Origin of the sequence: Aureimonas mangrovi (genome assembly GCF_014058705.1) — a bacterium.
GTDB classification, from domain to species: domain Bacteria; phylum Pseudomonadota; class Alphaproteobacteria; order Rhizobiales; family Rhizobiaceae; genus Aureimonas; species Aureimonas mangrovi.
Map to the genome: position 1 here is coordinate 1,295,764 of NZ_CP059692.1, position 24,034 is coordinate 1,319,797.

The 24,034-nt window shown below is 66.4% G+C and carries 23 protein-coding genes; 15 read left to right on the forward strand and 8 right to left on the reverse strand.

Going from position 1 to position 24,034, the window contains the following annotated elements; genetic code table 11:
• Positions 1 to 8: 8 nt before the first annotated feature.
• From H1343_RS05975 to H1343_RS06000, 6 genes are all read right to left on the reverse strand, one after another.
• Positions 9 to 1,115 (reverse strand): FAD-binding oxidoreductase, encoded by a 1,107-nt coding sequence (locus H1343_RS05975; protein ID WP_185984995.1) that lies wholly within the window; start codon positions 1,113 to 1,115, stop codon positions 9 to 11.
• A 22-nt stretch (positions 1,116 to 1,137) separates the two neighbouring features.
• Positions 1,138 to 2,421 (reverse strand): aromatic ring-hydroxylating oxygenase subunit alpha, encoded by a 1,284-nt coding sequence (locus H1343_RS05980; protein WP_185984996.1) that lies wholly within the window; start codon positions 2,419 to 2,421, stop codon positions 1,138 to 1,140.
• 120 nt (positions 2,422 to 2,541) lie between these two features.
• Positions 2,542 to 3,111, reverse strand: coding sequence for a sarcosine oxidase subunit gamma (locus H1343_RS05985; protein WP_185984997.1), 570 nt, complete (start codon positions 3,109 to 3,111; stop codon positions 2,542 to 2,544).
• Positions 3,104 to 6,091, reverse strand: coding sequence for a sarcosine oxidase subunit alpha family protein (locus tag H1343_RS05990; RefSeq protein ID WP_185984998.1), 2,988 nt, complete (start codon positions 6,089 to 6,091; stop codon positions 3,104 to 3,106). The genes H1343_RS05985 and H1343_RS05990 overlap by 8 nt, the downstream gene beginning before the upstream one ends.
• A complete protein-coding gene (locus H1343_RS05995; protein ID WP_185984999.1) occupies positions 6,088 to 6,441 on the reverse strand; it encodes a sarcosine oxidase subunit delta in 354 nt (117 codons plus the stop codon). Before H1343_RS05995 ends, H1343_RS05990 begins: the two co-directional genes overlap by 4 nt.
• Positions 6,442 to 6,451: 10 nt before the next feature.
• Positions 6,452 to 7,708 carry a sarcosine oxidase subunit beta family protein gene (locus H1343_RS06000; protein WP_185985000.1) on the reverse strand — a complete coding sequence of 419 codons (1,257 nt, stop codon included), beginning with the start codon at positions 7,706 to 7,708 and terminating at the stop codon, positions 6,452 to 6,454.
• Positions 7,709 to 7,904: 196 nt separating this feature from the next.
• Here H1343_RS06000 and H1343_RS06005 point away from each other — a divergent pair, with 196 nt between their 5' ends.
• The 6 genes from H1343_RS06005 (at position 7,905) to H1343_RS06030 (ending at position 13,789) form a co-directional block, all read left to right on the forward strand.
• Positions 7,905 to 8,645 carry a CoA transferase subunit A gene (locus H1343_RS06005; protein WP_185985001.1) on the forward strand — a complete coding sequence of 247 codons (741 nt, stop codon included), beginning with the start codon at positions 7,905 to 7,907 and terminating at the stop codon, positions 8,643 to 8,645.
• A complete protein-coding gene (locus H1343_RS06010) occupies positions 8,645 to 9,307 on the forward strand; it encodes a 3-oxoacid CoA-transferase subunit B (protein WP_185985002.1) in 663 nt (220 codons plus the stop codon). Before H1343_RS06005 ends, H1343_RS06010 begins: the two co-directional genes overlap by 1 nt.
• A 42-nt stretch (positions 9,308 to 9,349) precedes the next feature.
• Positions 9,350 to 10,570: an MFS transporter gene (locus H1343_RS06015; protein WP_185985003.1), complete on the forward strand. Its 1,221-nt coding sequence runs from the start codon at positions 9,350 to 9,352 to the stop codon at positions 10,568 to 10,570.
• 145 nt (positions 10,571 to 10,715) lie between these two features.
• Positions 10,716 to 11,432: a GntR family transcriptional regulator gene (locus tag H1343_RS06020; protein WP_185985004.1), complete on the forward strand. Its 717-nt coding sequence runs from the start codon at positions 10,716 to 10,718 to the stop codon at positions 11,430 to 11,432.
• Positions 11,433 to 11,548: 116 nt separating this feature from the next.
• Complete coding sequence (locus H1343_RS06025; RefSeq protein ID WP_185985005.1) at positions 11,549 to 12,883, forward strand: hypothetical protein; 1,335 nt, start codon at positions 11,549 to 11,551, stop codon at positions 12,881 to 12,883.
• A 21-nt stretch (positions 12,884 to 12,904) separates the two neighbouring features.
• Positions 12,905 to 13,789, forward strand: coding sequence for a COG3904 family protein (locus H1343_RS06030; RefSeq protein WP_185985006.1), 885 nt, complete (start codon positions 12,905 to 12,907; stop codon positions 13,787 to 13,789).
• Here the strand turns inward: H1343_RS06030 and H1343_RS06035 are convergent.
• Positions 13,687 to 14,685 (reverse strand): alpha/beta fold hydrolase, encoded by a 999-nt coding sequence (locus tag H1343_RS06035; RefSeq protein ID WP_185985007.1) that lies wholly within the window; start codon positions 14,683 to 14,685, stop codon positions 13,687 to 13,689. The two genes, H1343_RS06030 and H1343_RS06035, sit on opposite strands and share 103 nt — an antisense overlap.
• 214 nt (positions 14,686 to 14,899) lie before the next feature.
• On the opposite strand from H1343_RS06035, the gene H1343_RS06040 reads away from it, so the two are divergent.
• Genes H1343_RS06040 through H1343_RS06055 form a run of 4 tightly spaced genes read left to right on the forward strand, consistent with a single transcriptional unit; the run spans position 14,900 to position 18,584 of the window.
• Positions 14,900 to 15,928: an ABC transporter substrate-binding protein gene (locus H1343_RS06040; RefSeq protein ID WP_185985008.1), complete on the forward strand. Its 1,029-nt coding sequence runs from the start codon at positions 14,900 to 14,902 to the stop codon at positions 15,926 to 15,928.
• Between the two features lie 11 nt (positions 15,929 to 15,939).
• Complete coding sequence (locus tag H1343_RS06045; RefSeq protein ID WP_185985009.1) at positions 15,940 to 16,725, forward strand: ABC transporter ATP-binding protein; 786 nt, start codon at positions 15,940 to 15,942, stop codon at positions 16,723 to 16,725.
• Positions 16,722 to 17,549 (forward strand): ABC transporter permease, encoded by an 828-nt coding sequence (locus H1343_RS06050; RefSeq protein WP_185985010.1) that lies wholly within the window; start codon positions 16,722 to 16,724, stop codon positions 17,547 to 17,549. Before H1343_RS06045 ends, H1343_RS06050 begins: the two co-directional genes overlap by 4 nt.
• Before the next feature lie 39 nt (positions 17,550 to 17,588).
• Positions 17,589 to 18,584, forward strand: coding sequence for a ribonuclease T2 family protein (locus H1343_RS06055; protein WP_185985011.1), 996 nt, complete (start codon positions 17,589 to 17,591; stop codon positions 18,582 to 18,584).
• On the opposite strand, the gene H1343_RS06060 is transcribed toward H1343_RS06055, so the two are convergent.
• Positions 18,585 to 18,875 (reverse strand): Dabb family protein, encoded by a 291-nt coding sequence (locus tag H1343_RS06060; RefSeq protein ID WP_185985012.1) that lies wholly within the window; start codon positions 18,873 to 18,875, stop codon positions 18,585 to 18,587.
• Positions 18,876 to 19,060: 185 nt separating this feature from the next.
• Here H1343_RS06060 and ettA point away from each other — a divergent pair, with 185 nt between their 5' ends.
• From ettA to H1343_RS06085, 5 genes are all read left to right on the forward strand, one after another.
• Positions 19,061 to 20,710 carry an energy-dependent translational throttle protein EttA gene (gene ettA, locus H1343_RS06065; protein WP_185985013.1) on the forward strand — a complete coding sequence of 550 codons (1,650 nt, stop codon included), beginning with the start codon at positions 19,061 to 19,063 and terminating at the stop codon, positions 20,708 to 20,710.
• A gap of 152 nt (positions 20,711 to 20,862) precedes the next feature.
• Positions 20,863 to 22,338 carry an HWE histidine kinase domain-containing protein gene (locus tag H1343_RS06070; RefSeq protein WP_185985014.1) on the forward strand — a complete coding sequence of 492 codons (1,476 nt, stop codon included), beginning with the start codon at positions 20,863 to 20,865 and terminating at the stop codon, positions 22,336 to 22,338.
• A complete protein-coding gene (locus H1343_RS06075; protein ID WP_185985015.1) occupies positions 22,328 to 22,720 on the forward strand; it encodes a response regulator in 393 nt (130 codons plus the stop codon). Before H1343_RS06070 ends, H1343_RS06075 begins: the two co-directional genes overlap by 11 nt.
• 47 nt (positions 22,721 to 22,767) lie before the next feature.
• Entirely contained in the window at positions 22,768 to 23,388 is a 621-nt protein-coding gene (locus H1343_RS06080; protein WP_185985016.1) for a DedA family protein, read from the forward strand.
• Positions 23,381 to 23,974, forward strand: coding sequence for an MOSC domain-containing protein (locus H1343_RS06085; RefSeq protein ID WP_185985017.1), 594 nt, complete (start codon positions 23,381 to 23,383; stop codon positions 23,972 to 23,974). The genes H1343_RS06080 and H1343_RS06085 overlap by 8 nt, the downstream gene beginning before the upstream one ends.
• The last annotated feature ends 60 nt before the right edge of the window (positions 23,975 to 24,034 follow it).

The window sequence follows — 24,034 nt, forward strand, 5'->3', positions numbered from 1 at the left end:
ACGCCGTCCTAGCGCTCGACGACCACGTCCGAGCGCGGCTTCGAACAGCAGATCAGCATCATACCGGCATCCACCTCGCGCTGGCGGATGCCGCCCTGGTGGTGCATCTCGACGGTGCCGGACACCTTCTTCGACTTGCAGGTGCCGCACATGCCCTTCGAGCAGGAGGAGGGCAGGCGCATGCCGGCGCGGCGCGCGGCCTCGAGGATCGTCATCGTCTCCGGGCACTCGACGACGCGCTTGGTCTTGGCGAACTCGATCTTCCAGCTCCTGACCTCGCTTTCCAGCGCGGCGGCCGCTTCCTCGACTGCGGCCTGCTCCTGAGGGGCAAGCTCCTCGAAGTTGAAGCTCTCCTCGTGATGCCGGCTCATATCGAAGCCGGCCTCCTTCAGGATGGCGCGAACGGCCGCCATGAAGGGGGAGGGGCCGCAGACGAAGATCTCGCGCTCGCGGAAGTCGGGCGCGACGGCCTCGATCGCGGCGCGCGAGATGCGCCCCCGAAAGCCGGGCCAGGCCTGGAGCGGGCTGTCGCCTTCAACGATGTGCGCCGCGCGGATCGAGCGGTTGCGCCGCGACATGACCGCGATCTCGTCGTCGAAGACGATGTCGTCCGGTGAGCGCGCGGCGTGCAGGAAGATCGTGTCGCGAATCTCGGCCAGATCGTATGCCGTCCGCGTCATCGACATCATCGGCGTGATGCCCGAGCCGCCGGAAATCAGCAGGTACTTGCCGGTGCGCGAGGGGTGATGGGTCCACGAGAAATCGCCCATCGGCCCCGCGGCCTTGAGCATCTGGCCCGGACGGAAATGGTCATGCAGCCAGTTCGAGACGGGTCCGCCGGGCACGCGCTTGACCGTGATCGAGACCGTGTCGGGCCGCGAGGGCGCTGACGAGATCGTGTAGCAACGGTGGATCGCCTCACCCTCGATCTCGAACTCGAAGGTCAGGAACTGGCCGGGTGTAAAGGCGAACCGGCGCTGGGAGCGCGGCGCGAAGATGAAGGACTTGACGTCGTGCGTCTCCTCGCGGACCGCGCGACAGATGAGGACGTCGTCCTCTTCCGGGTTCCATTCGTAGAACCCGGTCGAGGTCGGGGCAGGCGATGCGGCATCCATCAGAGCGTCGGGCTTTCTGGCTTCAGGCCGCGACCGCCGCGACCGGCGCGGGATCGAAGCGAGCACGCATGCGCTGGACGTACCAGTTGCAGAACTTGTCGACGAGCATCTCGGTGTAGGGCGAATAGGGACCCGGCTCGTAGCCGGCCGTGCGCGCGCCGTCCTGGCAGAAGCCGACGAGCTCGGAATCCTGCACGTTGGTCGTCATCCACACGTCGATGAGGTTCTGCAGATCGTAGTCCACCCCCTCGACTGCATCCTTGTGGACGAGCCAGGTGGTGCGCACGAGCGTGCGCTCGGCATCGAGCGGGATCGCCGAGAAGGTCACGGCATGGTCGCCCATGAAGTGATGCCAGGAGTTCGGCTGCGTCCAGAAGTGCAGGCCGCCCATCTTGGCGGACGGGAAGGCGCCGAGCGGGATGCGGCAGGCGGCCTTGGTGTCCATCGTGTGGCTCTCGCCCTCGCCATCGAGCGGCAGGCGTTCGGTGCGGTAGCCCGTCACCATGTCGTCGAGATGCTCGCGCATCCGGCTCGGAATGCCCGCGCGCTCCCAGTCGTCGTGGCTGTCGGTCACCAGACAGCCGTAGCGCTCGGCCTGCGCGCGCTCGGTCTCGTCGAGGTCTTCAGGCGCGAATCCGAAACCGTAGGCGAAGAGCGGGACGGTCAGCTCGGGATGGTTGGCACCGCAATGATAGCACTCGCGGTTGTTCTCCATCGTGAGCTTCCAATTGCCCGGCTCGATCAGGTCGTGCTGGTGAGCAATCTTCGCATTCTTGATGTTGTGCGGGGCGATGTAGGGCCCCATGACGGCGGCCATCTCGTCGAAGTCGGCCGGCGGCTCGTCTGCGAGGCAGATGAAGATCAGCCCCTCGAGCGAGCGGATGTGGACGGGCTTCAGTCCGTGGCACGAGGCATCGAAGCCTTCGCCCATGTGCTCGGCGTGGATCAGCGAGCCTTCGAGGTTGTAGGTCCAGGTGTGGTAGCGGCAGACGAGGTTGCCGACCGTGCCCTTCTCCTCGTGGACGAGGCGCGCGCCGCGATGGCGGCAGACATTGTGGAAGGCGCGAACCTGCATGTCGTCGTCGCGGACGATGAGGACGGCGTTGCGGCCGATGTCCACAGTCATCACGTCGCCCGGCTCGGGCACGTCCGGCTCTACAGCGACGAAGAGCCAATGCCGCTCGAAGATCGCGTCCATGTCGGCCGCGAAGATCTCCGGGCTCGTGTAGAAGGGAGCCTCGAGCGAGTAGCCCGGCCGCCGACGGCGCAACAGGCTGGTCAGCGAGGTGTCGGTGCGGTCGAGCATGACGTCCACTCCTGTGGCGGCGCCTTCAATTGGGAAAGTCTGGAGCGCCAAGGCCCTCCATTTCCTTCTTCCAAGCGACAGATTTCGTCGATTTTACGCCATCGGACGGCGCGCAAACGATCATGCCGAAAGTTCGCGCGCCGCCTCGGCCAGATAGCTTGAAACATAAGGCGCGAAGGAGCACCAGACGTCGAGCTCGAAACGCACCGCTTCCGTGCGCGAAAGCACGATTTCGCTCTTGGCGAAGACCGTGCGGGAGACGAAGCCGACCGGCGTCGCCGCAGGCGAAAGGTCGAGCGGGCAGCCGGCGGCGAGCAGCGTTTCCGCCTGCGGGCCGGACACTGCCAGCGAAACCGATCGCTCCGACACGTCCACCAGTGAATGCGGCGTGCCGTGAAGGCTGTCAGCCAGGCTCTCGCCGAGAGCGCCGGCTTCCTCGCCGGGCGCGACGAGCGTCCACTCGTCGGGCCCGAGCCAGAGCGCCCGGCGGGTGCCGTTTTCGGTGAACCGGCAGGCCTCGCGGGGCAGGGACGTCCCGAAGGCTTCCCCGACGCGCGCGATCGCGGCCTCGTCGCGGCAGCGTAGCGAGAGGCGCGAGGCGGGGCCGAGGGGTTCGATCGTGACAGCGTCGGTGCGGCGGGTCCTGAACGTGTCGAGCGGAAAGCGGCGGCGGATCGCGGTCTCAGACATTCAGTCGCTCGTTCTCTTTGTCGTGGAAGACCGGATCGACGATGGTGACGGCCACGCGACCGCCCGGCATCGGCACGTCGATCGTCTCGCCGTGTCGGGAGCGGCCGCCTTTCACGAGGGCCAGTGCAATGGAGCGACCGAGCGTCGACGAACGGTAGGAGGAGGTGACGTGGCCGAGCGCCGCGCCGGACGCCGGTGCGTTGGCCTCGGCCGTGTGCTCGACGAGCTGCGCGCCTTCTTCCAGGACGATTGTCGGGTCCTCCGTGAGAAGCCCGACCATCTGCTTGCGGCCCGCCGCGCGGAAGGCGTCGCGGTCTAGTGACCGCATGCCGACGAAGTCCCGCTTCTTTTTCGACACCGCCCAGGAGAGGCCCACATCGTCCGGGATCGCGGTTCCGTCCGTCTCCTGCCCGACGATGATGTAGCCCTTCTCGGCGCGCAGGACATGCATCGTCTCGGTGCCATAGGGCGTAATGCCGACATCCTCGCCCTCGTCCATCAGCGCCTCCCAGACGTGACGGGCGGCCGACGGCGCGACGTTGATCTCGAAGCCGAGCTCGCCAGTGAAGGAAACGCGCCAGATCCGGGCCGGAACCCCCGCGACCGTGCCGTCGCGCCAGCTCATGTGCGGCATGGCTTCCTTCGAGAGGTCGATGCCCTCGGTCAACGGCTCCAGCACTTCACGGGCCTTCGGACCCTGCAGGGCGATGACGGCCCACTGCTCGGTGGTGGAGGTCAGCCAGACGTCGAGATCGCTCCATTCGGTCTGGAGATAGTCCTCCATATGGTTGAGGACGCGCGGCGCGCCGCCGGTGGTCGTCGTCACGTGGAAGCGGTCGTCGGCGAGGCGCGCGATGACGCCGTCATCCATCACGAAACCGTCCTCGCGCAGCATGATGCCGTAGCGAAGGCCGCCCGGCTTCAATGCCAAGAACGGGTTCGTGTAGATGCGATTGACGAATTCGGCCGCGTCCGGCCCTGCCACCTCGATCTTGCCGAGAGTGGAGGCATCGAAGATACCGACAGCGCTGCGCACCGCGAGGCACTCGCGCGCCACCGCCGCGTGCATGTCCTCGCCGGCCTTCGGGAAGTAGTGCGCGCGCTTCCACAGGCCGACATTCTCGAAGGCCGCTCCCCGCTCGGCCGCCCACTCGTGTAGCGGCGCGCGGCGCACCGGGTCGAAGAGCTCTCCGCGCGAGGGGCCGGCGAAGGAGCCGAAGCTCGTCGGGGTGTAGGGCGGGCGGAAGGTCGTCAGGCCGATCTCGGGCACCGCCTTGCCGAGCGCCTTCGAGACGATCTCGAGCGCGTTGATGTTGGAGATGCGGCCCTGATCGGTCGCCATGCCGGTCGTGGTGTAGCGCTTCACATGCTCGATCGAGCGGAAGCCCTCCTGCGTGGCGAGGCGCACGTCCTTGGTCGTCACGTCGTTCTGGAAATCGACGAAGGCCTTCACGTTGTAGGACTTGCGCTCGTGCGGCGTGGCGCCGCGGAAGCCCTCGTTTCCGACCGGCGTCGCCGCGACCGTGAAACCGCGCGTCGCAGAGCCCCCGGCGGCCTCGGCTCCCCTGGCGAAGCCGTCCTCCAGCACCTCGGCGAGGTCATGAAGGCCCCGGCAGGCGCCGGCGGAGCGCTCGCGCTCGGCCGAGGTGCCCGGCAGATAGGCGCCGAGACCTTCGTCCCAAGCCAGCTTGCCGCGAGACTGCGAGAAGAGCGAGACGTTCGGCGTGAAGCCGCCGGACATAAGGAGTAGATCGCAGATCACCGTCTCGCCGCTCGTCCAGCCGAGGCGGCCAAGGATGGCGGATGCGATCCGCAGGCGCCCGCGCGTACCGATCACGGCTGTTTCGTCGTAGACGGGTATGCCGGCCGCCCGCGCCCGCTCGACATAGGGGCCGGTGGGCTTGGAGCGAAGGTCCGCGATGGCCGCGATCTGCGTGCCCGTCGCCATCACGTCGAGTGCGGCACGGTAGGCTGAGTCGTTCGTGGCGAAGACGACCGCGCGTTCGCCCGGCTTCACGCCGTAACGGTTGGCGTAGATGCGCGCGGCTTCCGCCATCATCACGCCGGGCCGGTCGTTCTCCGGGAAGACAAGCGGCCGCTCGATCGCGCCCGTCGCGATCACCACTTCGCCCGTACGCACCATCCACTGGCGCTCGCGCGGCAGGTCGGGCGAAGGGGAGGCGAGGTGGTCGGTAACGCGCTCGGCGAGGCCGATCAGATTGTGCGGATAGTAGCCGAAGGCGGTGGTCCGCGGCAGGAGAACGACGTTCCCGCGGGCGGCCAGCGTCGCCAGCGCCTCCGCCAGCCAGACGTCCGCCGGCTGGCCGTCGATCGTCACAGCATTCTCGTGGAGAAGCGAGCCGCCGAGTTCGGCCTGCTCGTCGCAGAGGATGACGCGCTTGCCGCTTTCGGCGGCCGCCAGAGCCGCCGCAATGCCGGCGGGGCCCGCGCCGATCACAAGCACCTCGCAATGGGCGAAGCGTTGCGCGTAGCGCTCCGCGTCCGGCTTCAGCGGAGCGCGGCCGAGACCAGCCGCGCGGCGGATGAAGGGCTCGTAGAGCTTGTCCCACGCGCCCTTCGGCCACATGAAAGTCTTGTAGTAGAAGCCGGCCGAGAGGAAGCGGCCGAGCCCGTCGTTGATCTCGCCGATGTCGTGGCGCAGCGAGGGCCAGCGGTTCTGGCTTTCGGCCTTGAGGCCGGCGTGCAGTTCCACCTGCGTCGCGCGAAGGTTCGGCGTGTAGTGCCCCTCGTCGCGGCCGACGCCGACCAGTGCGTTCGGCTCCTCGGAGCCCGCCGTCACGATGCCGCGCGCGCGGTGATACTTGAAGGAGCGCCCGACAAGGTGAACGCCGTTCGCCAGTAGCGCAGAGGCGAGTGTGTCGCCCTCGCAGCCGGTGAAGTCCTTGCCGTCGAAGGTGAAGGAAACCGGGCGCGCGCGGTCGATGCGGCCGCCGGTCGGCGTGCGGAACGCGCCGGTCATCGCTCGCCCTCCGTCGACCAGGTTCCGAGATTATCGCCGGACAGGGCGGGAGCCTGCGCCTCGACAGCAGCCCCCTCCAGTTGTGGCCGTGCCTCGCCGACCTTGTAGGTCGCCTTGAAGCTGTCGTCGCGCGTGTCTCGCACGGCGTTGAAGAAGCGCGCGCAGCCATGGATGTGCCGCCAGCGCTCGGCGTGCAGGCCGCGTGGATTGGAGCGATGGTAGAGGAAGTCCGTCCAGTCGTCCGTGCCGACCTCGGAGGGCGTCTCGGCGCGCACGACATGGGCCTCGCCGGCATAGCGGAACTCCAGCTCGGAGCGCGGGCCGCAATAGGGGCAGTGGATCAGCAGCATGTCGGTGGCCTCAGTGCGCGACGGCGGCCGCGGCCGCCTCGTCGATGAGCACGCCGTCACGGAAGCGCTCGATGGTGAAGGGCGCATTGATCGGATGTGGCTCGTCCCGCGCGATCGTGTGGGCGAGAAGGTTGCCCGCGCCCGGCGTCGCCTTGAAGCCTCCGGTGCCCCATCCGCAATTGACGTAAAGCCCTTTGACCGGCGTCTTGGCGATGATCGGCGAGCGGTCGGGCGTCACGTCGACGATGCCGCCCCAGTTGCGCAGCATGCGCATGCGCCGGAACTGCGGGAAGAGCTCGCAGATGGCGTCGAGCGTATGGTTTGCGATGTGGAGCCCGCCGCGCTGGGTGTAGGACGTGTAGGCGTCCGTGCCCGCGCCGATGACGAGTTCGCCCTTGTCGGACTGCGAGATGTAGGCGTGGATTGTGTTGGACATCACCACGCAGGGGAAGATCGGCTTGATCGGCTCGGAGACGAGCGCCTGCAGCGGGTAGCTCTCAAGCGGCATGCGCACGCCCGCCATCGACATGACGACGGAGGAGTTGCCCGCGGCGGAGACGCCGATCTTCCTCGTGCGGATCGGCCCGCGCGATGTCTGGACGCCCGTTACCGCGCCGGACGCATCGCGCTCGATGGCCGTCACCTCGCAGTTCTGGATGATGTCGACTCCGCGATCGGAGGCCGCGCGCGCATAGCCCCATGCGACCGCGTCGTGCCGCGCCGTGCCGCCGCGCCTCTGGAGTGCGCCGCCCAGCACCGGGTAGCGCATCGTCGATGCGTCGATGTTCAGCGGCGGGCAGAATTCCTGGCACTCCTGCGCGCTCAGCCACTCGTTGTCGACGCCGGCCAGCCGGTTGGCGTGGACGTGGCGCTTGAACACCTGCACGTCGTGGATGTTGTGGGCCAGCATCAGCACGCCGCGCGCCGAATACATGACGTTGTAGTTAAGGTCCTGCGACAGGCCCTCCCACAGCTTCACCGCGTGGTCGTAGAGCGCGGCGGACTCCTCGAACAGGTAGTTCGAGCGGATGATGGTGGTGTTGCGGCCCGTGTTGCCGCCGCCAATCCAGCCCTTCTCCAGCACCGCAACGTTGGTGATGCCGTGTTCCTTGGCGAGATAGTAGGCGGCCGCCAGCCCATGGCCGCCGCCGCCGATGATCACGGCGTCGTACTCTGCCTTGGGCGCAGCGTCCCGCCATTGCGAGCGCCACTCGCGATTGCTCTTGAGCGCCTTGGCGACGAGCTGGAAACCGGAAAATCGCTGCATCGTGATCCTGTCGCAAACCTGCGGCTGCGAGCTTTGCATTCCCGGTGCGGCGGCACGATGATCATCGCGTGCCGATTGAGTATGAATGCGACATGACGCTCGCGCAGCCACTACAATGCTGCGGGCGCGAGGGTGCCGCTTGCAAGAGGCTGCTCGTCTTAGTAGGTCGAGCGCGACAGGTTGGAGGACCCCGCTGATGAAGAAGCTGTATTCCGACGCCACTGAGGCCCTGGCGGGCCTTCTGCACGACGACATGACGATCATGGCCGGCGGCTTCGGCCTTTGCGGCATGCCGGGCGTCCTTATCGAGGCTGTTCGCGAATCGGGCGTGAAGGGCCTGACGGTCATCTCCAACAATGCCGGCATCGACGGCGCGGGTCTCGGCCTGCTCCTCGAGACACGCCAGATCCGCAAGATGATCTCGTCCTATGTCGGCGAGAACAAGCTCTTTGCCCAGCAGTATCTGGCGGGCGAGCTGGAGATCGAGTTCAACCCGCAGGGCACGATGTCGGAGCGCATCCGTGCCGGCGGCGCAGGTATTCCCGCCTTCTTCACGCGTACCGGCGCCGGCACGATGATCGCCGAGGGCAAGGAAACGCGCGAGTTCGACGGTGAGAGCTACATCATGGAGACCTGGCTGCAGGCCGATCTCGCGCTCGTCCATGCCTGGAAGGCGGACCCTGAAGGCAACCTTGTCTACCGGAAGACGGCGCGCAACTTCAATCCGATGATGGCCACGGCGGCCAAGGTGACGGTGGCGCAGGTCGAGCATTATGTCGGAGCCGGCGAGATCGACGGCGACGCGGTCCACACGCCTGGCATTTACGTGAAGCGGATGATCGATCTCGGCGAGGGCTTCGAGAAGCGCATCGAGCGCGTGACGACGCGCCCGCGCGAGACGGCCGGTGCCGCTGCCGGCGCAGGGGAGGAAATCTGATGGCCTGGACGCGTGAAGAGATGGCGGCGCGTGCCGCCAAGGAGCTGAGGGACGGCTTTTACGTCAATCTGGGCATCGGCATCCCGACGCTCGTGTCCAACTACATTCCCGAGGGCATGAGCGTGCAGCTCCAGTCCGAGAACGGCATGCTCGGCATGGGGCCGTTCCCCTATGAGGGCGAGGAGGATGCGGACCTCATCAATGCCGGCAAACAGACGGTGACGGAACTGCCCTCGACGAGCTACTTCTCCTCGTCGGACAGCTTCGCGATGATCCGCGGCGGGCACATCAATCTCGCGATCCTCGGCGCCATGCAGGTGGCGGCCAACGGCGATCTCGCCAACTGGATGATCCCCGGCAAGATGGTGAAGGGGATGGGCGGCGCGATGGACCTCGTGGCCGGCGTGAAGCGCGTCGTCGTCGTGATGGAGCACGTCGCCAAGGCCAAGGACGGGACGACAAGCCCCAAGATCCTCAACGAATGCACGCTGCCGCTGACGGGGGCGGGCGTCGTCGACATGATCATCACCGATCTCGGGGTGTTCGAAGTGGCCGAGGACGGCTCGGGCCTGACGCTGGTCGAACTGGCCGAGGGGGCGAGTCTCGACGACATCAGGGCGAACACCGAGGCTCCATTCGCGGTCGCTCAGGGCATCGCCTGAGGCCGGGCGGCCGGCGTTCCCGGCCGCCCATCGAGGTTTTTGATGGCTGAGAGCGCGCGGGGCGCAAATCCCGGACGTCTGCTGGCGGGCGGGGGCGGCCTTCTGGTCCTGACGTATCTCGGCTTCGTCAGCCTCGGGCTGCCCGATGCCTCCTACGGGGTCGCGTGGCCCTCGTTGCGCGACAGTTTCATGCTGCGCGAAGGTGCTTTCGGCCTTGGCCTTGCGGCCGTCGGCATCGGTTTCCTGTGCTCCAGCCTTTCGGCGGGGTCGCTTTTACGCCGCTTCGGCGTCGGGCGGCTTCTGGGCGGCTCGACCCTTATCGCGGGCCTCGGACTGGCCGGTTTCGCCTTCGCGCCATCCTGGCCGATCTTCCTCGCCTTCGGCCTTGCGGTCGGTCTTGGTGGCGGCGCGATCGATTCCGGCCTGAACGCCTATGCGGCGGGACATTACTCGGCCCGGCAGATGAACTGGCTGCATGCGGCCTTCGGGCTCGGTGCCGCGCTCGGGCCGCTGGCGATGACGGCGGCTGTCGCGGCCGACCAATGGCGCATCGGCTACGGTGCGCTCTCCGCGACGATGATCGCGCTGTCGGTCCTTTTCATCGCGACGCGGCGGCTGTGGGCGGCGGCAGGCGGCGTCTCGGCCGCTCATGACAGCGCGACGGCGCCGGCTCCCGTGCGAGAGGCGATCCGCCACAAGGGGGTGCAACTCCAGACCCTCGCCTTCTTCGTCTATGCGGGCCTGGAGATCGGCCTCGGTCAATGGGCGTTCGCCGTCCTGTCGCAGACGCGGGGCCTTTCGGTGGAGGCTGCGGGTTTCTGGACGGGCGTCTTCTGGTTCATGCTTTTCGCCGGGCGCGTTCTCCTCGGCTTCGGGGCGGACCGCATCGGACCTGCGCGCCTTGTCGGCGGCGGCGCCGCCGTGTCGCTCGCCTCGGTCCTCTGGTTCGTGATCGATCCGGGAGGCAGCGGCGTTCTCGGTCTCGCACTGGCGGGCTTCGCGCTGGCGCCGATCTTCCCGATGCTGATGCACATGACGCCCGAGCGCGTCGGCCGAGAACTCGCCGGCCACGCTGTCGGCTTTCAGGTTTCGGCCGCGATGACGGGCGGGGTGGTCATTCCGTCACTGGCGGGCTTCGTCGCAGGCTGGTGGGGCCTCGGCGCGGTGCCCACCTTCTTCCTGATCGTGGCGGTAATCTATTTCGCGCTCTCGTTGCGACTTTCGGCCATCTCAGTCAAAGATTATGCAATCAAAGATAGATGATGTCGTTCGTGTTAATACAGAAAGGCGTTGGATAGCGGGTTAAATCAGTCGGAAGGCGGAGCCTGACATTCTTAAGATCGCTTGAATGCGCCTTAAAGTTGTGCCACTCAAGGTTGTGACGATGTCCACGCCTGGGAGTGCGCCGATGTCCTTGAGCAAGCCATTCAACACCCGCCCGCTTTATCAACAGGTGGCCGACGAGTTCATCTCGCGCATCGTCTCCAGGCAATGGGCGCCGGGGCAGGCGATCGAGAACGAGACGGAGATCGCCCGCTCTCTGGGCATCAGCCTCGGAACCGTTCGAAAGGCGTTCGACATCCTGACCGAGCACAAGCTCCTGGAGCGGCACCAGGGCAAGGGCACGGTGGTCTGCGATCCGGAAGCGGGGGCGATGCGCAGCCGCTTCTCCAACATCTTCGACCGGGCGGGCCGCCGCGTTGCCGGCGAGGTGACCATCCACGACGTCTCGCTCGATCTCGCCGAACCCGCCGTCGCGGAACGGATGGGGCTCACCCCCCGCACGCCGGTGATCCGCTTCGGACGGCGCCGCACCCATCTCGGCCGGTGTTTCATGCACGAAACGGTCAGCCTGCGTGTGGGCGCGGCCTCGCAGTCGATGACCCAGGCCGAACTCGACATGGCCGCGGCGAGCCGCTGGATCGGCCACGACCTCGCGACGCACAAGGTGGAGGAGGTGGGCTGCGAGCCTGCCGACGAGGCCGATGCGGCGCTGTTCGGCATCGCTCCCGGCGCGAGCGTGATGACGTTGAAGCGGCTCGTCATGTCCTACCAGCGGCGGCCGCTGGAACTGCGCGTCGCGCGCTGCCATCTCGGTCCCGACCTCGCCTATCTTTCGCAGTAGATGGCTATCGCGCGGCGTTCGCGGTTAACCACGCGTTAACGTGATCGCACTGGAGGCGGCACGCCGTGCTACGACCGCGCGTTCAACGCGGTCTTGGCCGCACAGGGATCCCGCCGATGTCGCAATCGCATTCCTACACGCTTCGCGGTCAGATCGGCCGGCTCGACCTAATGACGCGTATGGTGCTGGCGATCCTGTCCACGGGGTCGGGTGTCTTCACCTATATCGGCGTGCGCGACCTCATCGACGGATCGCCGACGACGGTCTTTCTCGGCGCGATCATCTATTCGGTGGCGGTTTCCGTCGCGATCTACGGCTTCTGGACCTATCTCATGCGCATCATGCCGCATGTGCGCCAGCGCGCCGGGCGCGGGATGCTTTATCTCGCGATGGCGGTCGGCGCGGTGATGATCATGGCGATGTCGGCCTGGCTGAACGCCGCCGCGCTCGCCGGCGGCGCGGCGCTGGAACAACACCTTTCCGTCACCACCGAGGAGTATCAGCAGCGGCTGAACGAGGCTCACGAGAACGCGCTCGCCGCGCAGAGCCTGATCCCGGACATCGAACTCGCCTCCCAGCGCTTCTCGCGCCTTGCCGACGAGGAACGGTCTTCCGGCGCGCTGACCGGTACGTCGGGCCTCGGCACCGTCGTCCAGCTTCTCAGCCAGATGTCGACGCAACTCGACGGGCTCGCCGCCGAAATCCGCTCCTCGCGCGAGCGGGTGCAGACGCTTTTCGACGAAGGCGGTACGCGGCTGGCCGAGATGCGCCGACTCGTGGCGGGCGAGGGGCCTGTCGCCGATCGCTCCACCCAGTTCGCCGAGCAGGCGACGGCGCTGTCCGGCATTGTCGCCTCGCTCCAGCAGACCTCGGTTGCGCCGGCCGTTCGCCGCGCCGCCGAGGACCTCGGCCGCTCCTTCATCGCGCCGGTCGCCGGCGGGCTGGAGCCCGGCCTGCGAGACCGCCAGAGCGAGGTGCTGGCGCGGGTCGAGCAATCCGTCCGCCAGCAGAGCGCCGCGCTCGCGGCCGCGGCTGACGATATCCTCGCGCGTCCGCCCGTCGCGGCGATGCGCTTTACGCCGCTCTCCAAGCCGGATGCGGTGATCCGTTATGCGGGAGACTTCCTGCCCTCCTGGGCGGGCGCCATCGCCATCGACCTGATGCCGGCCGTGCTGGTGCTCATCCTCGTCATCACGCAGGACCAGATTCGCCGGGAGGAGGGCGAGGCCGGTTTCGTCGATATGAGTGCGGCCGACATGATGCGGGCCTTCGAGATACAGCGCCGCCTCGCGGCCGCCCAGGCACCCGTTCCAGGCACGGCCGACGGGGTCGCCGCGCCAGCGTCACATTTGTCCGAGTCGCCACCGGGGCCCGCCCCGTCTCCAGACGAGATCGTTCAGCAGAATCAGCCGACACCCTTCCACGGGCGCCGCGGCGCCGGCCCGGCCTGATCCTTCGAGCACGAGACCCCGATGATCGGTGAGGAGCCTTCCCCCTCTCGCTTCGAGCGCTTCGTCCTGTCGATCCCGGACGGGGCGATCCTGCGAGGCCTGTTCGTCGGCGTGATCGGCTTGACGGGCTGGGTGCTCTCGCAGGATGTCGTGTCGATCTACCGTGCGGAGAGTGACCGGGCGCGCACGATGCGCACACAGCCGATGCCGCTTTCGCGGCCCATTCCGGGGGACCAGATCCGCCCCTATCTGCCGCGCACCATTCCCGTCGGGCCGGATCGCGGCGAGCCGGAGTTGCCGGGCTATGACGGGCCGGCGGGTGGCGAGGCGATGAGCCAGCCGATGCGCTTCGCCCGTGAGCCCGGCTCGGAAATCATCACGGCCGTCGGGCGGATCGATCCCGGCACCGCATCCCTTCTGGAGAGCTTTCTCGAGGGCGAGGGGCAGGGGGCCGCGACGCTCTATCTCCATTCGCCCGGCGGTTCGGTGCAGGATGCGATCGCCATGGCGCGCGCGGTGCGCGACGCCGAGATGGACACTGTGGTGCCGGACGACGGCTATTGCGCTTCGGCCTGCCCGCTGCTCTTCGCCGGCGGGGTCGAACGCACGGCCGGCGAAAACGCCTGGGTCGGATTGCATCAGGTCTATGCCGTCGAGATCCCTGGCATGGACACGACGCGCGATCTCGATCGCTCCATTGCCGACATTCAGTCCACGACGGCCGATTGCCAGGAACTGCTGGTCGACATGGGAGTCGATCCGCGCGCCTGGATCCATGCCATGCGCACGCCCTCCGAGGAGCTCTACGTGCTGACCCCGGAGGAGCTTTCCGAACTCGCCTTCGTCACGACGGATGTGGGCGACGCGGAAGAAGAGGACTCGGAAGCTTCGCCAGCGGCGGGGTGATGCGGCGGAGCGATGCCGTCCATCCATTCGCTGAACGAGCGGGTGGCCGCGGAGCGATAGGGCGCGATCTCGTGCAGCGTCTCGTGGCGTGCGCCTTCGACGACCGTCAGCGTCACCGGGAGCCCGACCGCGCGTGCGCAGTCGGCAAGCCGCCGGACCGCGGCGCCGCCGGCCGTCGCCGGATCCTGCGTGCCGCACAGAAGATGCAGCGGCAGGTCGCTTGGAAGAGCGCGCAGCCCGCGGCTTCGTCCGCCCTCGGCTATCAGCGTGACGAGGTCCGAAAACAGGGAAATCGTCGGGCTCCAGCCGCAGAGCGGATCGACGATATAGCGATCGACCGCCTCCTCGTCGTGGGTCAGCCAGTCGAACTCCGTGCGGCGGCCGGGGACGCTGCGCCCCCATGTCTCGAATGTCGCGTGCGTGAGCGTCGGGCTCGGAACGTCGGACCCCATAAGCGCGCGTTCGACGGCCAGGACGAGATGTGCGGTCAGCCGCGGGGCGAGGCGAGCGCCATCGAAATTGGCGTTCCACACGCAAAGGCCGGCCAGATCGCGCCCGTATCTGCGGGCGAAAGCCATGGCGATAAGCCCGCCCATCGAGTGACCTAGAACCACCATCGGCAGGTTCGGATGGCGCGCCCTGGCGTGGTCGAAGACCGCCCGGCAATCCTCGACGACGAGGCGTGCGCCATCCTTCTCGGCAAAGCGCCGGGGTGAAGCATCGGGTGCGCTGGTTCGTCCATGCCCGCGATGGTCGTGTGCGTAGACATGAAGGCCGATAGCGGACATCTCGGCCGCGAAGCGCTCGTAACGGCCCGAATGCTCGGCCAGACCGTGAAAAACGAGGAGAACGGCGCGGCCTTCACCTGTTGCCGGCTGATGGCGGAGCCAGACCATGGCGCCCGTCGCCGTCCGCAACCCCTCACCTTGCGCGAACATCCCGCCTCCCATTTCGCCCGAATCCTGTCCAGCTCACGGCCCTCAAAGGTGCAGATCGCACAAACATTGTACATCGCTTACGAGAGGCTTGGATAAGAGGCAGTTTCGGCTTGCGAGCCGACGAGGTTCCGTCGAACAATGGCGGATCGCTGCCCTCTCGACGGACTATTCGATGCTTCGCTTTCCTTGCCGCGCCATGCTCGCGACATCCTTCCTGGTCGCCTTTGCACCTGCGATCGCGTCCGCGCAGGAGCTCACGCCCGTGCGCTTCACGCTGGACTGGCGCTTCGAAGGGCCGTCGGCAGGCTTCCTGCTTGCGCAGGAGCGCGGCTATTTCGAAGAAGCAGGCGTTTCGGTCTCTATCGATGTCGGCAACGGCTCCCTGGAGGCGATCCCCCGGATCACGACCGGCACCTACCAGATGGGATTCGGCGACATTAACGCGTTGATCAAGTTCCTCGACGAAAACCCGGACGAGCCGATCGAGGCGGTCCAGATGGTCTACGAGAAGCCGGCCTTCGCGATCGTCGGCCGCGCCGACAAAGGGATCACGCAGGAACCGTCGTCGCTGCAGGGCAAGACGCTGGGCGCACCGCCGCCGGACGGCGCCTTTGCGCAATGGGCGGCCTTTGCGGAGGTCAACGAGCTCGACACCTCCGCCATCACGATCGAAAGCGTCGGCTTCCCTGTGCGCGAGCCGATGCTGGCACAGGGCAATGTCGACGCCGTCTTCGGCTTCGCGTTCTCGGTCGTCCTCAATCTCAAGGCACAGGGCGTTGCCGAGGACAACATCGTGCCGATGCTGATGGCCGATCACGGTCTCGACCTCTACGGTAACGCCGTCTTCGTCAACACGGACTGGGCCGAGGAAAACCCGGACGCGGTGCGTGGCGTGCTCGAGGCCGTGACGCGTGGCTTCAAGGATGCGGTGGCCGACCCGCAGGCTGGCGCAGAAGCGGTGCTGCGCGCCAACAACATCCTAACGCTGGAGACGGAGGTCGAGCGGCTGGAAATGGCGAACGCCATGAACATCGCCACCGATGCTGTGCGCGAGAACGGTTTCGGCGGCGTCGAGGAAGCCAAGCTCGCCCGCTCGATCGAGCTCCTGAAGCTGTCGGTCGGTCTGTCCAACCCTCCCACGCCCGATCGCGTCTTCGACGCGCAGTACCTGCCGCCGCAGGCAGAGCGCATGCTAGACTGAGGGGCACCGCGATGTCTCTCGTCACGCTCGACAAGGTGGCGCTCAGCTATGGTGGCGAGGGCGGAACGCTGGCCGTCGACGATCTGTCGATCGACGTGAAGCGCGGGGAGTTCGTCGCCGTCGTCGGGCCGTCCGGCTGCGGCAAGTCCACGCTGATGAAGCTCGTCACCGGCCTCCAGAGCCCGAGCGCGGGGACGATCACCGTCGGGGGCGAACGGGTGACGAAGCCGGTGTCGATCGTTGGAATGGCCTTCCAGAACCCGACGCTCCTGCCCTGGCGCACGACGCTCGACAACATCCTCCTGCCGCTGGAGATCGTCGACCGTCACAAGAAGCGGCTGCGCCGCAACAAGGCCGAGTATGTCGCCAAAGCCGAGGCGCTGCTGGCGCTCGTGGGGCTTGCCGGCTTCGGTGACAAGTTCCCGTGGCAGCTCTCCGGCGGTATGCAGCAGCGCGCCAATCTGTGCCGCGCGCTGATCCACGAGCCGGACCTCATCATGCTGGACGAGCCCTTCGGCGCCCTCGACGCCTTCACGCGTGAGGAGTTGTGGGGCGTCATCCGTGACATCCACGCGCAGAAGGGCATCACTGTGGTGCTCGTGACGCACGATCTGCGCGAGGCAGCCTATCTCGCCGACCGCGTCTTCGTGATGACGGCGCGGCCGGGCCGGGTGAAGCTGGAGCGCGAGGTGCCCTTCGCGCGTCCGCGTCCGCTCGATCTGATGTACGAGAAGCGCTTCGTCGACCTCGTCCACGAACTGCGGGCGGAGATCGCCGAGGCGAGGGTAGCGGCATGAGCGAGCTTCCCGCCGACATCCGCGCCGTGGAGTCCGCCCCTGCCAAGCCGCGCGCCGGAGGCGGGATCGACTGGATCCGGCTCGCGCCCTGGCTCTACACGATCGGGCTTTTCGTCCTGTGGGAAGCGGCGGTGCGCATCTTCGCGATGCCCGTCTACATCCTGCCGGCGCCCTCGGTCGTCTTCGGCGCGGTCTACCAGTACTGGCCGGCGATCTGGACCAATTCGCTGCAGACGCTCTTCACCACCACGGCAGGCTTCGCGATGGCCGTCGTCTTCGGCCTCGGCCTCGGGCTCCTCGTCGGCTGGTCGCGCACGATCTATGCCGGCCTCTACCCGCTGATGATCGGCTTCAACTCGATCCCGAAGGTCGCCGTCGTTCCGATCCTGGTGATCTGGTTCGGTACGGGCTCCGTACCGGCGATCATGACGGCGTTCCTCATCGCGTTCTTCCCCATCGTCGTGAACGTCGCGACTGGGCTCGCGACGATCGAGCCGGAGATGGAGGACGTTCTGCGCGCGCTCGGGGCCTCCAAATGGGAGGTGATGACGAAGGTCGGCATCCCGCGTTCGATGCCGTATTTCTTCGGCTCGCTGAAGGTCGCGATCACGCTCGCCTTCGTCGGCTCAGTCGTCTCGGAGACGGTGGCCGCCAATGCGGGGCTCGGCTTCATGATGCTCGGCGCGCAGTCTCAGTTCAACGTGCCTCTGGTCTTCGCCGGCCTCCTGATGCTCGCCATCGAGGGTATCGCGATGTATGCGCTGATGGCGCTCCTTGAGAAGCGGATGACGGGCTGGGCACATCGCTCGGGCGAAGCGCGCTGATCGGCTGGCGCTCGGGCGTCCGTCATGTATGGTCCGGCTATGAAGCGCCTCCTCGTTCTCCTCGTCCTTCCCCTTGGTCTCGCAACGTCGCCCTCCGCCGGTCAGGTGCCGATGGTCGGTGTCTTCACCGCGGAGGCGACCTGCTCCGCCACGCCCTCGATCCGCGAGCCGGACCGCAACCCCGGAGACATCGCGACGGAAGCGGGACGGACCTACGAGCTGATCGGGCGCAACGCGGTGCCGGGCAGCCACTACATGATCGTCGTGCCGGGTGCCGAGCCGGAGCGCCGCTGGGTCGCCTATGGCTGCGGACGCGTGGAGGACGACGGCGTGAGCGGGCCTGTTCAGGCGAGCGCACCGCCATTGGGCGGGGCCTCGCCGGTGCCCGTCGCTCCCGCGGACGATTATGTCCTTGCCGTCAGCTGGCAGGCGGCCTTCTGTGAAACGCGGCCGCGCGTCACGGAATGCCGGTCGGGCGGGCGCGATGACGTGGGCTTTGCGCTGCACGGCCTCTGGCCGGAGCCGCGCGGGCGCGAATATTGCGGCGTGCCGGCGCGGATCGTCGCGACCGACGAGGCTGGGGACTGGGAGCGCCTGCCCCCCGTCGCGCTGACCGCAGCGCTCGAGCGCGAACTGTCCGTGGCCATGCCCGGTGTCGCCTCGGGCCTCGACCGCCACGAGTGGTGGAAGCACGGCACCTGCTTTTCCGGCGACGAGGAAGCCTATTTCGCGCTTTCGCTGGACCTTCTCGAGGCGCTGAACGCGAGCGAGGTTCGCACGCTTTTCGAGGAGACGATCGGCGAAACGCTCGAGGCACGCGAAATCCGCGCCGCTTTCGACGAAGCTTTCGGACGCGGCGCGGGCGCACGGGTTCTGGTAGATTGTGTCGAGGTGGAGGATCGCCGCCTTATCCGCGAGCTGCGGCTTTCGCTCAGCGGGCGCCCGGACGACGGGCTTGCCGCGATGCTTCTCGCGGCCGATCGCTCCGCGCAAGGCTGCCGTTCCGGCGAGGTCGATCCCGCTGGCTTCTCCTGATCAGATCGTCGATTCGAAGTCGGCCGAGAGGCGCAACTCGCGCAACGGGCGCACGGCAGCCGTCGTGCGCGCGTAGATCGGATCGGCCTTGTAGGCCGCAAGCGCCTCCCAGCTCGCGAACTCCGCATAGACCACGACGTCGACGTCGTTGCCCATCGGATCGACGCGTCCGTTTTCGCACACCTCGAACCGGTCGTGATGCGCGATTTCGCCGAGCGCCTTGAGCCCGTCGCGAACGCGCGCGAGGTCTGCCTTGTCCCGGGCGCTGAAGAAGACGATGTGGCGGATCATGGCTCTCTCCGGCGAAGGGGTCTTCGCGCACGGATCGGCCGTCACGGCCTGAAGGTCAAGCGCCCGGACGCCGACCGCGTGCAATGCGATAAAATCCGCGCGCACTTTGTTGCCCATGAACACGTCATGGCTTACCTGTGCCGCAACCTTTTTCGATATCGACGAGCCCGGAGACGCGCCCCGCGATGGCACGCCAGTTCATCTACCATATGTCCGACCTGACCAAAGCCTACGGCAACAAGAAGGTCCTGGAGAACATCAACCTGTCCTTCTACCCCGATGCCAAGATCGGCATCCTCGGGCCGAACGGTGCGGGTAAGTCGACCCTCCTGAAGATCATGGCGGGCGTCGACAAGGAGTTCACCGGCGAGGCCTGGGCCGCAGAGGGCGCGACCGTCGGCTACCTGCCGCAGGAGCCCAAGCTCGACGAGACGAAGACCGTCTTCGAGAACGTGATGGAAGGCGTCGCCGACAAGAAGGCGATCCTCGACCGCTACAACGAACTGATGATGGACTACTCCGACGAGACCGCGGAGGAGGGCGCCAAGCTTCAGGACGTCATCGACGCACAGAACCTGTGGGATCTGGAAAACCAGGTCGAGATGGCCATGGACGCGCTGCGCTGCCCGCCGGGCGATGCGCAGGTCGGCCCGCTTTCAGGCGGTGAGAAACGCCGCGTCGCGCTCTGCAAGCTGCTCCTGTCCAAGCCCGACATCCTGCTCCTCGATGAGCCGACCAACCATCTCGATGCCGAGACGATCTCCTGGCTCGAGAAGCACCTGCGCGACTACACCGGCTCCGTGCTGATGATCACGCACGATCGCTACTTCCTGGACAACGTGACGGGCTGGATCCTCGAGCTCGATCGCGGCCGCGGCCTTCCCTACGAGGGCAACTACTCGGCCTATCTGGAGAAGAAGGCCAAGCGCATGCAGCAGGAGGGCCGCGAGGAAGACAGCCGCGCCCGTGCGCTCTCGCGGGAGCGCGAATGGATGCTTCAGGGCGCAAAGGCGCGCCAGTCGAAGTCGAAGGCCCGCATCAAGGCCTATAACGAGCTGGTGGAGCTCGCCGAGAACCGTAAGCCGGCGGACGGCAAGATCGTCATCCCGACCTCCGAGCGCCTCGGCAACCGGGTTATCGAGGTCGAGAACCTGACCAAAAGCTATGGCGACCGGGTTCTGATCGACGGCCTGTCCTTCCGACTGCCGGCGGGGGGCATCGTCGGCATCATCGGACCGAACGGCGCCGGCAAGTCGACGCTGTTCAAAATGCTGACCGGCGCCGAGAAGCCGGATTCGGGCGAGATCAAGATCGGCGAGACCGTCGATCTCGGCTATGTCGACCAGAGCCGCGATCATCTCGACGGCTCCAAGACCGTCTGGGAGGAGATTTCCGGCGGCGTCGATATCATGAAGCTCGGCAAGTACGAAATGAACTCGCGCGCCTATGTCGGCAACTTCAACTTCAAGGGGCCGGACCAGCAGCAGAAGGTCGGTACGCTTTCCGGCGGCCAGCGCAACCGCGTTCACCTCGCCAAGATGCTGAAGTCGGGCGGCAACGTCATCCTGCTCGACGAGCCGACCAACGATCTCGATACCGAAACGCTTGCCGCGCTCGAGGACGCACTGGAAGAGTACGCCGGTTGCGCCGTCGTGATCAGCCACGATCGCATGTTCCTGGATCGGCTGGCGACGCACATTCTTGCCTTTGAAGGCGACAGCCACGTCGAGTGGTTCGAGGGTAATTTCGAGGACTATGAGCAGGACAAGATCCGTCGCCTCGGCCCCGACAGCGTGAACCCGAAGCGTCCGACCTACAAGCGTCTCACGCGCTGACCTGCGATCAGGCGCAAGCGCCAGCCACGCGGACTATTCCGCGTGGCATGACGCTTGAGCTTGCCGGACCCTCCGCTACGTTAAGTCGCGAGCGGGATGGGATGCTCTTCTCGCCCACGTTGCAGTGAGTTCGCATCGAGCCGCCCTGGACCATGGATCGTCTGTCCTTCCGCCAACTCTTCCGTGCTCTCCCCGGCCCGCACATGATGCTGGACCGGGATTTGCGTTTTGCTGCCGTCAATCAGGCCTACGAAATCACGGTCGGTCGAACGGAGGCCCAGCTTCTCGGATGGCGGGTCGAGGAGGCTTTTCCGAACACCGACGAAAGTGGGCGCCGACTGGTCGCCTCGCTCGATCGTGTCCTCGAGACGGGCGAGCCGGACGTTCTAGCCTACATCCCCTATCCCATCGCGATGGAGGAGAACGGCGAGACGCGCATGGTCGAGCGCTTCTGGACCGCCGTTCACACGCCTCTCTTTTCTGACAAGGGTGAACTCCTCTACATTCTGCAGAACACGGTGGACGTGACGGAGCTGGTCAAGCTTCGCGAGAACACTTCGGTGCCGTTCCGCATCCTGCCGGGCGAGCTCGATCTCGTGCAGCGTGCCCGCGAGGCGGATGAGGTCGCCCGCCAGTCGCGCGACAACTCGACCGATTTCCGGCGCCTGTTCGAGAACGCACCGGGCATGATCGCCGTGCTGCACGGCCCGAACCACCTCTTCACCTACGCCAACGAGGCTTTCGTGCGGTTCGTCGGCCACGACGTCGTGACACGAAGCGTTCGCGACGCATTGCAGGAGATGGCAGGGCAGGGCCTTCTGCGCATACTCGAAGAGACGTTCAGAACTGGCCGCGCCTTCACCGAAGAGGCCAAGCGCATCGTTCTCAACCGGGCGAGCGGTATTTGCGAAGCTTATCTCGACATTTCCTTTCACCCGATCAGTGATCGGGCAGGGCGCATAACCGGTGTCTTCGTTCAGGCTTATGACCGCACGGATTCGGTCCTTCACGAACAGCGCCAACGGCTCCTTCTAGACGAACTGAATCACCGCGTGAAGAACACGCTGTCAACGGTCCAGTCGATCGCCCGGCAGAGCCTGCGAGGGGGGCACAGCCCCGCGGTTGCACAGGCGACCTTCGATTCGCGCATCAGGGCTCTCTCCAAGGCTCACGACGTTTTGAGCGATCGGCATTGGGAGTCTGCGGAGCTGAACGCAATTCTCGCGCAGGAACTTGCCGTCTACGGAGCCCGTCGCGTGACGACGCATGGCACGTTGACGCGCCTGCGTCCGAAGGCTGCGATCGCTCTCGCGATGGTGTTGCACGAACTGGCCTCGAATGCCGCCAAATACGGCGCCCTCTCGGTGATGGAAGGCGAGTTGAATGTCTCGTGGCGTCACGCCCACGTGCAGGGGCGCGCTGCTCTTCAACTGGAATGGCGTGAGCACGGGTTCGCGACGGACACGCTGGAACTCGCCGAAGGCTTCGGGATCAGGATGTTGCACAGGATCATCAACGGCGAACTTGATGGCCGGCTCGATCTTGCCATCCAGCCCGGCGAACTCATCTGGCGGATCGAGGTGCCACTTTCGGAGGTTGAGGCCGTTGCAAGTGCCGATGCGCATTGACGAAAGCGTGCCGAGCGGCACGCGCGTTTTCATCGTAGAGGACGAAAGCCTCGTGGCCATGCAGCTCGAGGATATGCTGCTGGAGATTGGTTGCGACATCGCGGGCATGGCGATGCGCGTGGCGCGGGCGAAGGAGATGCTGGCCGCTGGCCTGCCCCTCGATGTCGCGATCCTCGACGTCAATCTGGGCGGTGAGCAGGTCTATCCCGTCGCCGAGATGTTGCGCGAGCGCGGCGTCCGCATCGTCTTCGCCACGGGATACGGGCGCAGTGGCGTCAGCGAGGAATGGCAGACCTGTGAGGTTCTTCAGAAGCCCTATACGGAGAACCAGGTCGCGGCCACATTGAGCGCTGCATTGAAGGCGCCGGCGCCGCTCGACTAAGCTTTCGACGACGCTCCCCGCTTTCGCTTCGCGGACAAGGATGGACGGTGGACGAATTCGTCAGATCGCTGATGGAGAATTTCGGTCCCTACGGGATCGCGCTCCTGATGTTCCTCGAGAACATCTTCCCGCCAATTCCCTCCGAGATCATCATGCCGCTGGCCGGCTATCAGGCCGCGAGCGGCGAGATGTCGATCATCACGGTGATCATCGCCGGCACGATCGGTTCACTCCTCGGCATCATCCCCTGGTACTGGCTCGGGCTCGCTTTCGGTGAGAAGCGCATCGAGAAGCTGGCGGCACGGCACGGCCGCTGGCTGACGATGACGCCTGACGACGTTCGTACGGCGCAAGTCTGGTTCCATCGTTACGGCGTATGGGCCGTCTTCCTCGGGCGTCTCGTACCGACTGTGCGCACGCTGATCTCCGTTCCCGCCGGCCTCTCGCGCATGCCGTTCCCGGTCTTCATCGGCTTCTCCGCCATCGGCACCGCGATCTGGACGGCGGGGCTTGCCCTCGCGGGCTATATCCTCGGGCAGAATTTCTCCGAGGTCGACGCCTATGTCGGACCGGTGTCCAACGTCGTCATCGTGGGCATCGTCATCGTGTACGTCTACCGGGTCGCAACCTTTCGGACGCCGGAGGGGGCGAGCGACCGTGATGGATGATGCGACGCCGACGCGCCATCGCGCCCGGAAGATCTTGGGCCGAGCGAGCGCTCTCTACCGCTCCCGCGGCAAGGACTTCGTCACCGAGGCGGTCGATGCGCTGGAACTCGGCTTCGACGGCATCGCGCAGGACCGACATGGCGGCCAGACGCGCCTCAGCGGCGGCCGCGAGCCCTGGTATCGGCGCGGGACGGAAATTCGCAACGAACGCCAGCTTTCGCTCCTTTCACCCGCCGAACTCGATGAGATCGCCGAGAGCCTGGGCATCGCGGAGCTTCGGGCAGAATGGATCGGCGGCAACATGCTCGTCGAAGGAATACAGCGGATGACATGGCTGCCGCCGCGCACCCTTCTCTTCTTCGAGGGCGGCGTCACCCTGAAGGTGGACGGCGATAACGCACCTTGTCGCCTTGCCGGGCGCTCGGTCGCCGCACACTGCCCTGGGGAGGAAGGCCTCGACCTGCGCTTCGTTTCCGCAGCGCGCCATCGCCGGGGCCTTGTCGCCTGGGTCGAGAAGCCGGGTGTTATCAAGCGCGGAGAGAGCTTCGAGGCTCGCTTGCCGGAGCAGTGGATCTACTCGGCCTAGCGCTTCCGACATGGCTGCCATGCGATGAGATGCCTAACGAACGGGCGCTGCACCGAATAA

Excerpts from the sequence above, each read along its gene's own strand:
- H1343_RS05975 (WP_185984995.1), bottom strand. The coding sequence starts at position 1,115 with ATGGATGCCGCATCGCCTGCCCCGACCTCGACCGGGTTCTACGAATGG.
- H1343_RS05980 (WP_185984996.1), bottom strand. The coding sequence starts at position 2,421 with ATGCTCGACCGCACCGACACCTCGCTGACCAGCCTGTTGCGCCGTCGG.
- H1343_RS05985 (WP_185984997.1), bottom strand. The coding sequence starts at position 3,111 with ATGTCTGAGACCGCGATCCGCCGCCGCTTTCCGCTCGACACGTTCAGG.
- H1343_RS05990 (WP_185984998.1), bottom strand. The coding sequence starts at position 6,091 with ATGACCGGCGCGTTCCGCACGCCGACCGGCGGCCGCATCGACCGCGCG.
- H1343_RS05995 (WP_185984999.1), bottom strand. The coding sequence starts at position 6,441 with ATGCTGCTGATCCACTGCCCCTATTGCGGCCCGCGCTCCGAGCTGGAG.
- H1343_RS06000 (WP_185985000.1), bottom strand. The coding sequence starts at position 7,708 with ATGCAGCGATTTTCCGGTTTCCAGCTCGTCGCCAAGGCGCTCAAGAGC.
- H1343_RS06005 (WP_185985001.1), top strand. The coding sequence starts at position 7,905 with ATGAAGAAGCTGTATTCCGACGCCACTGAGGCCCTGGCGGGCCTTCTG.
- H1343_RS06010 (WP_185985002.1), top strand. The coding sequence starts at position 8,645 with ATGGCCTGGACGCGTGAAGAGATGGCGGCGCGTGCCGCCAAGGAGCTG.
- H1343_RS06015 (WP_185985003.1), top strand. The coding sequence starts at position 9,350 with ATGGCTGAGAGCGCGCGGGGCGCAAATCCCGGACGTCTGCTGGCGGGC.
- H1343_RS06020 (WP_185985004.1), top strand. The coding sequence starts at position 10,716 with ATGTCCTTGAGCAAGCCATTCAACACCCGCCCGCTTTATCAACAGGTG.
- H1343_RS06025 (WP_185985005.1), top strand. The coding sequence starts at position 11,549 with ATGTCGCAATCGCATTCCTACACGCTTCGCGGTCAGATCGGCCGGCTC.
- H1343_RS06030 (WP_185985006.1), top strand. The coding sequence starts at position 12,905 with ATGATCGGTGAGGAGCCTTCCCCCTCTCGCTTCGAGCGCTTCGTCCTG.
- H1343_RS06035 (WP_185985007.1), bottom strand. The coding sequence starts at position 14,685 with ATGGTCTGGCTCCGCCATCAGCCGGCAACAGGTGAAGGCCGCGCCGTT.
- H1343_RS06040 (WP_185985008.1), top strand. The coding sequence starts at position 14,900 with ATGCTTCGCTTTCCTTGCCGCGCCATGCTCGCGACATCCTTCCTGGTC.
- H1343_RS06045 (WP_185985009.1), top strand. The coding sequence starts at position 15,940 with ATGTCTCTCGTCACGCTCGACAAGGTGGCGCTCAGCTATGGTGGCGAG.
- H1343_RS06050 (WP_185985010.1), top strand. The coding sequence starts at position 16,722 with ATGAGCGAGCTTCCCGCCGACATCCGCGCCGTGGAGTCCGCCCCTGCC.
- H1343_RS06055 (WP_185985011.1), top strand. The coding sequence starts at position 17,589 with ATGAAGCGCCTCCTCGTTCTCCTCGTCCTTCCCCTTGGTCTCGCAACG.
- H1343_RS06060 (WP_185985012.1), bottom strand. The coding sequence starts at position 18,875 with ATGATCCGCCACATCGTCTTCTTCAGCGCCCGGGACAAGGCAGACCTC.
- ettA (WP_185985013.1), top strand. The coding sequence starts at position 19,061 with ATGGCACGCCAGTTCATCTACCATATGTCCGACCTGACCAAAGCCTAC.
- H1343_RS06070 (WP_185985014.1), top strand. The coding sequence starts at position 20,863 with ATGGATCGTCTGTCCTTCCGCCAACTCTTCCGTGCTCTCCCCGGCCCG.
- H1343_RS06075 (WP_185985015.1), top strand. The coding sequence starts at position 22,328 with ATGCGCATTGACGAAAGCGTGCCGAGCGGCACGCGCGTTTTCATCGTA.
- H1343_RS06085 (WP_185985017.1), top strand. The coding sequence starts at position 23,381 with ATGGATGATGCGACGCCGACGCGCCATCGCGCCCGGAAGATCTTGGGC.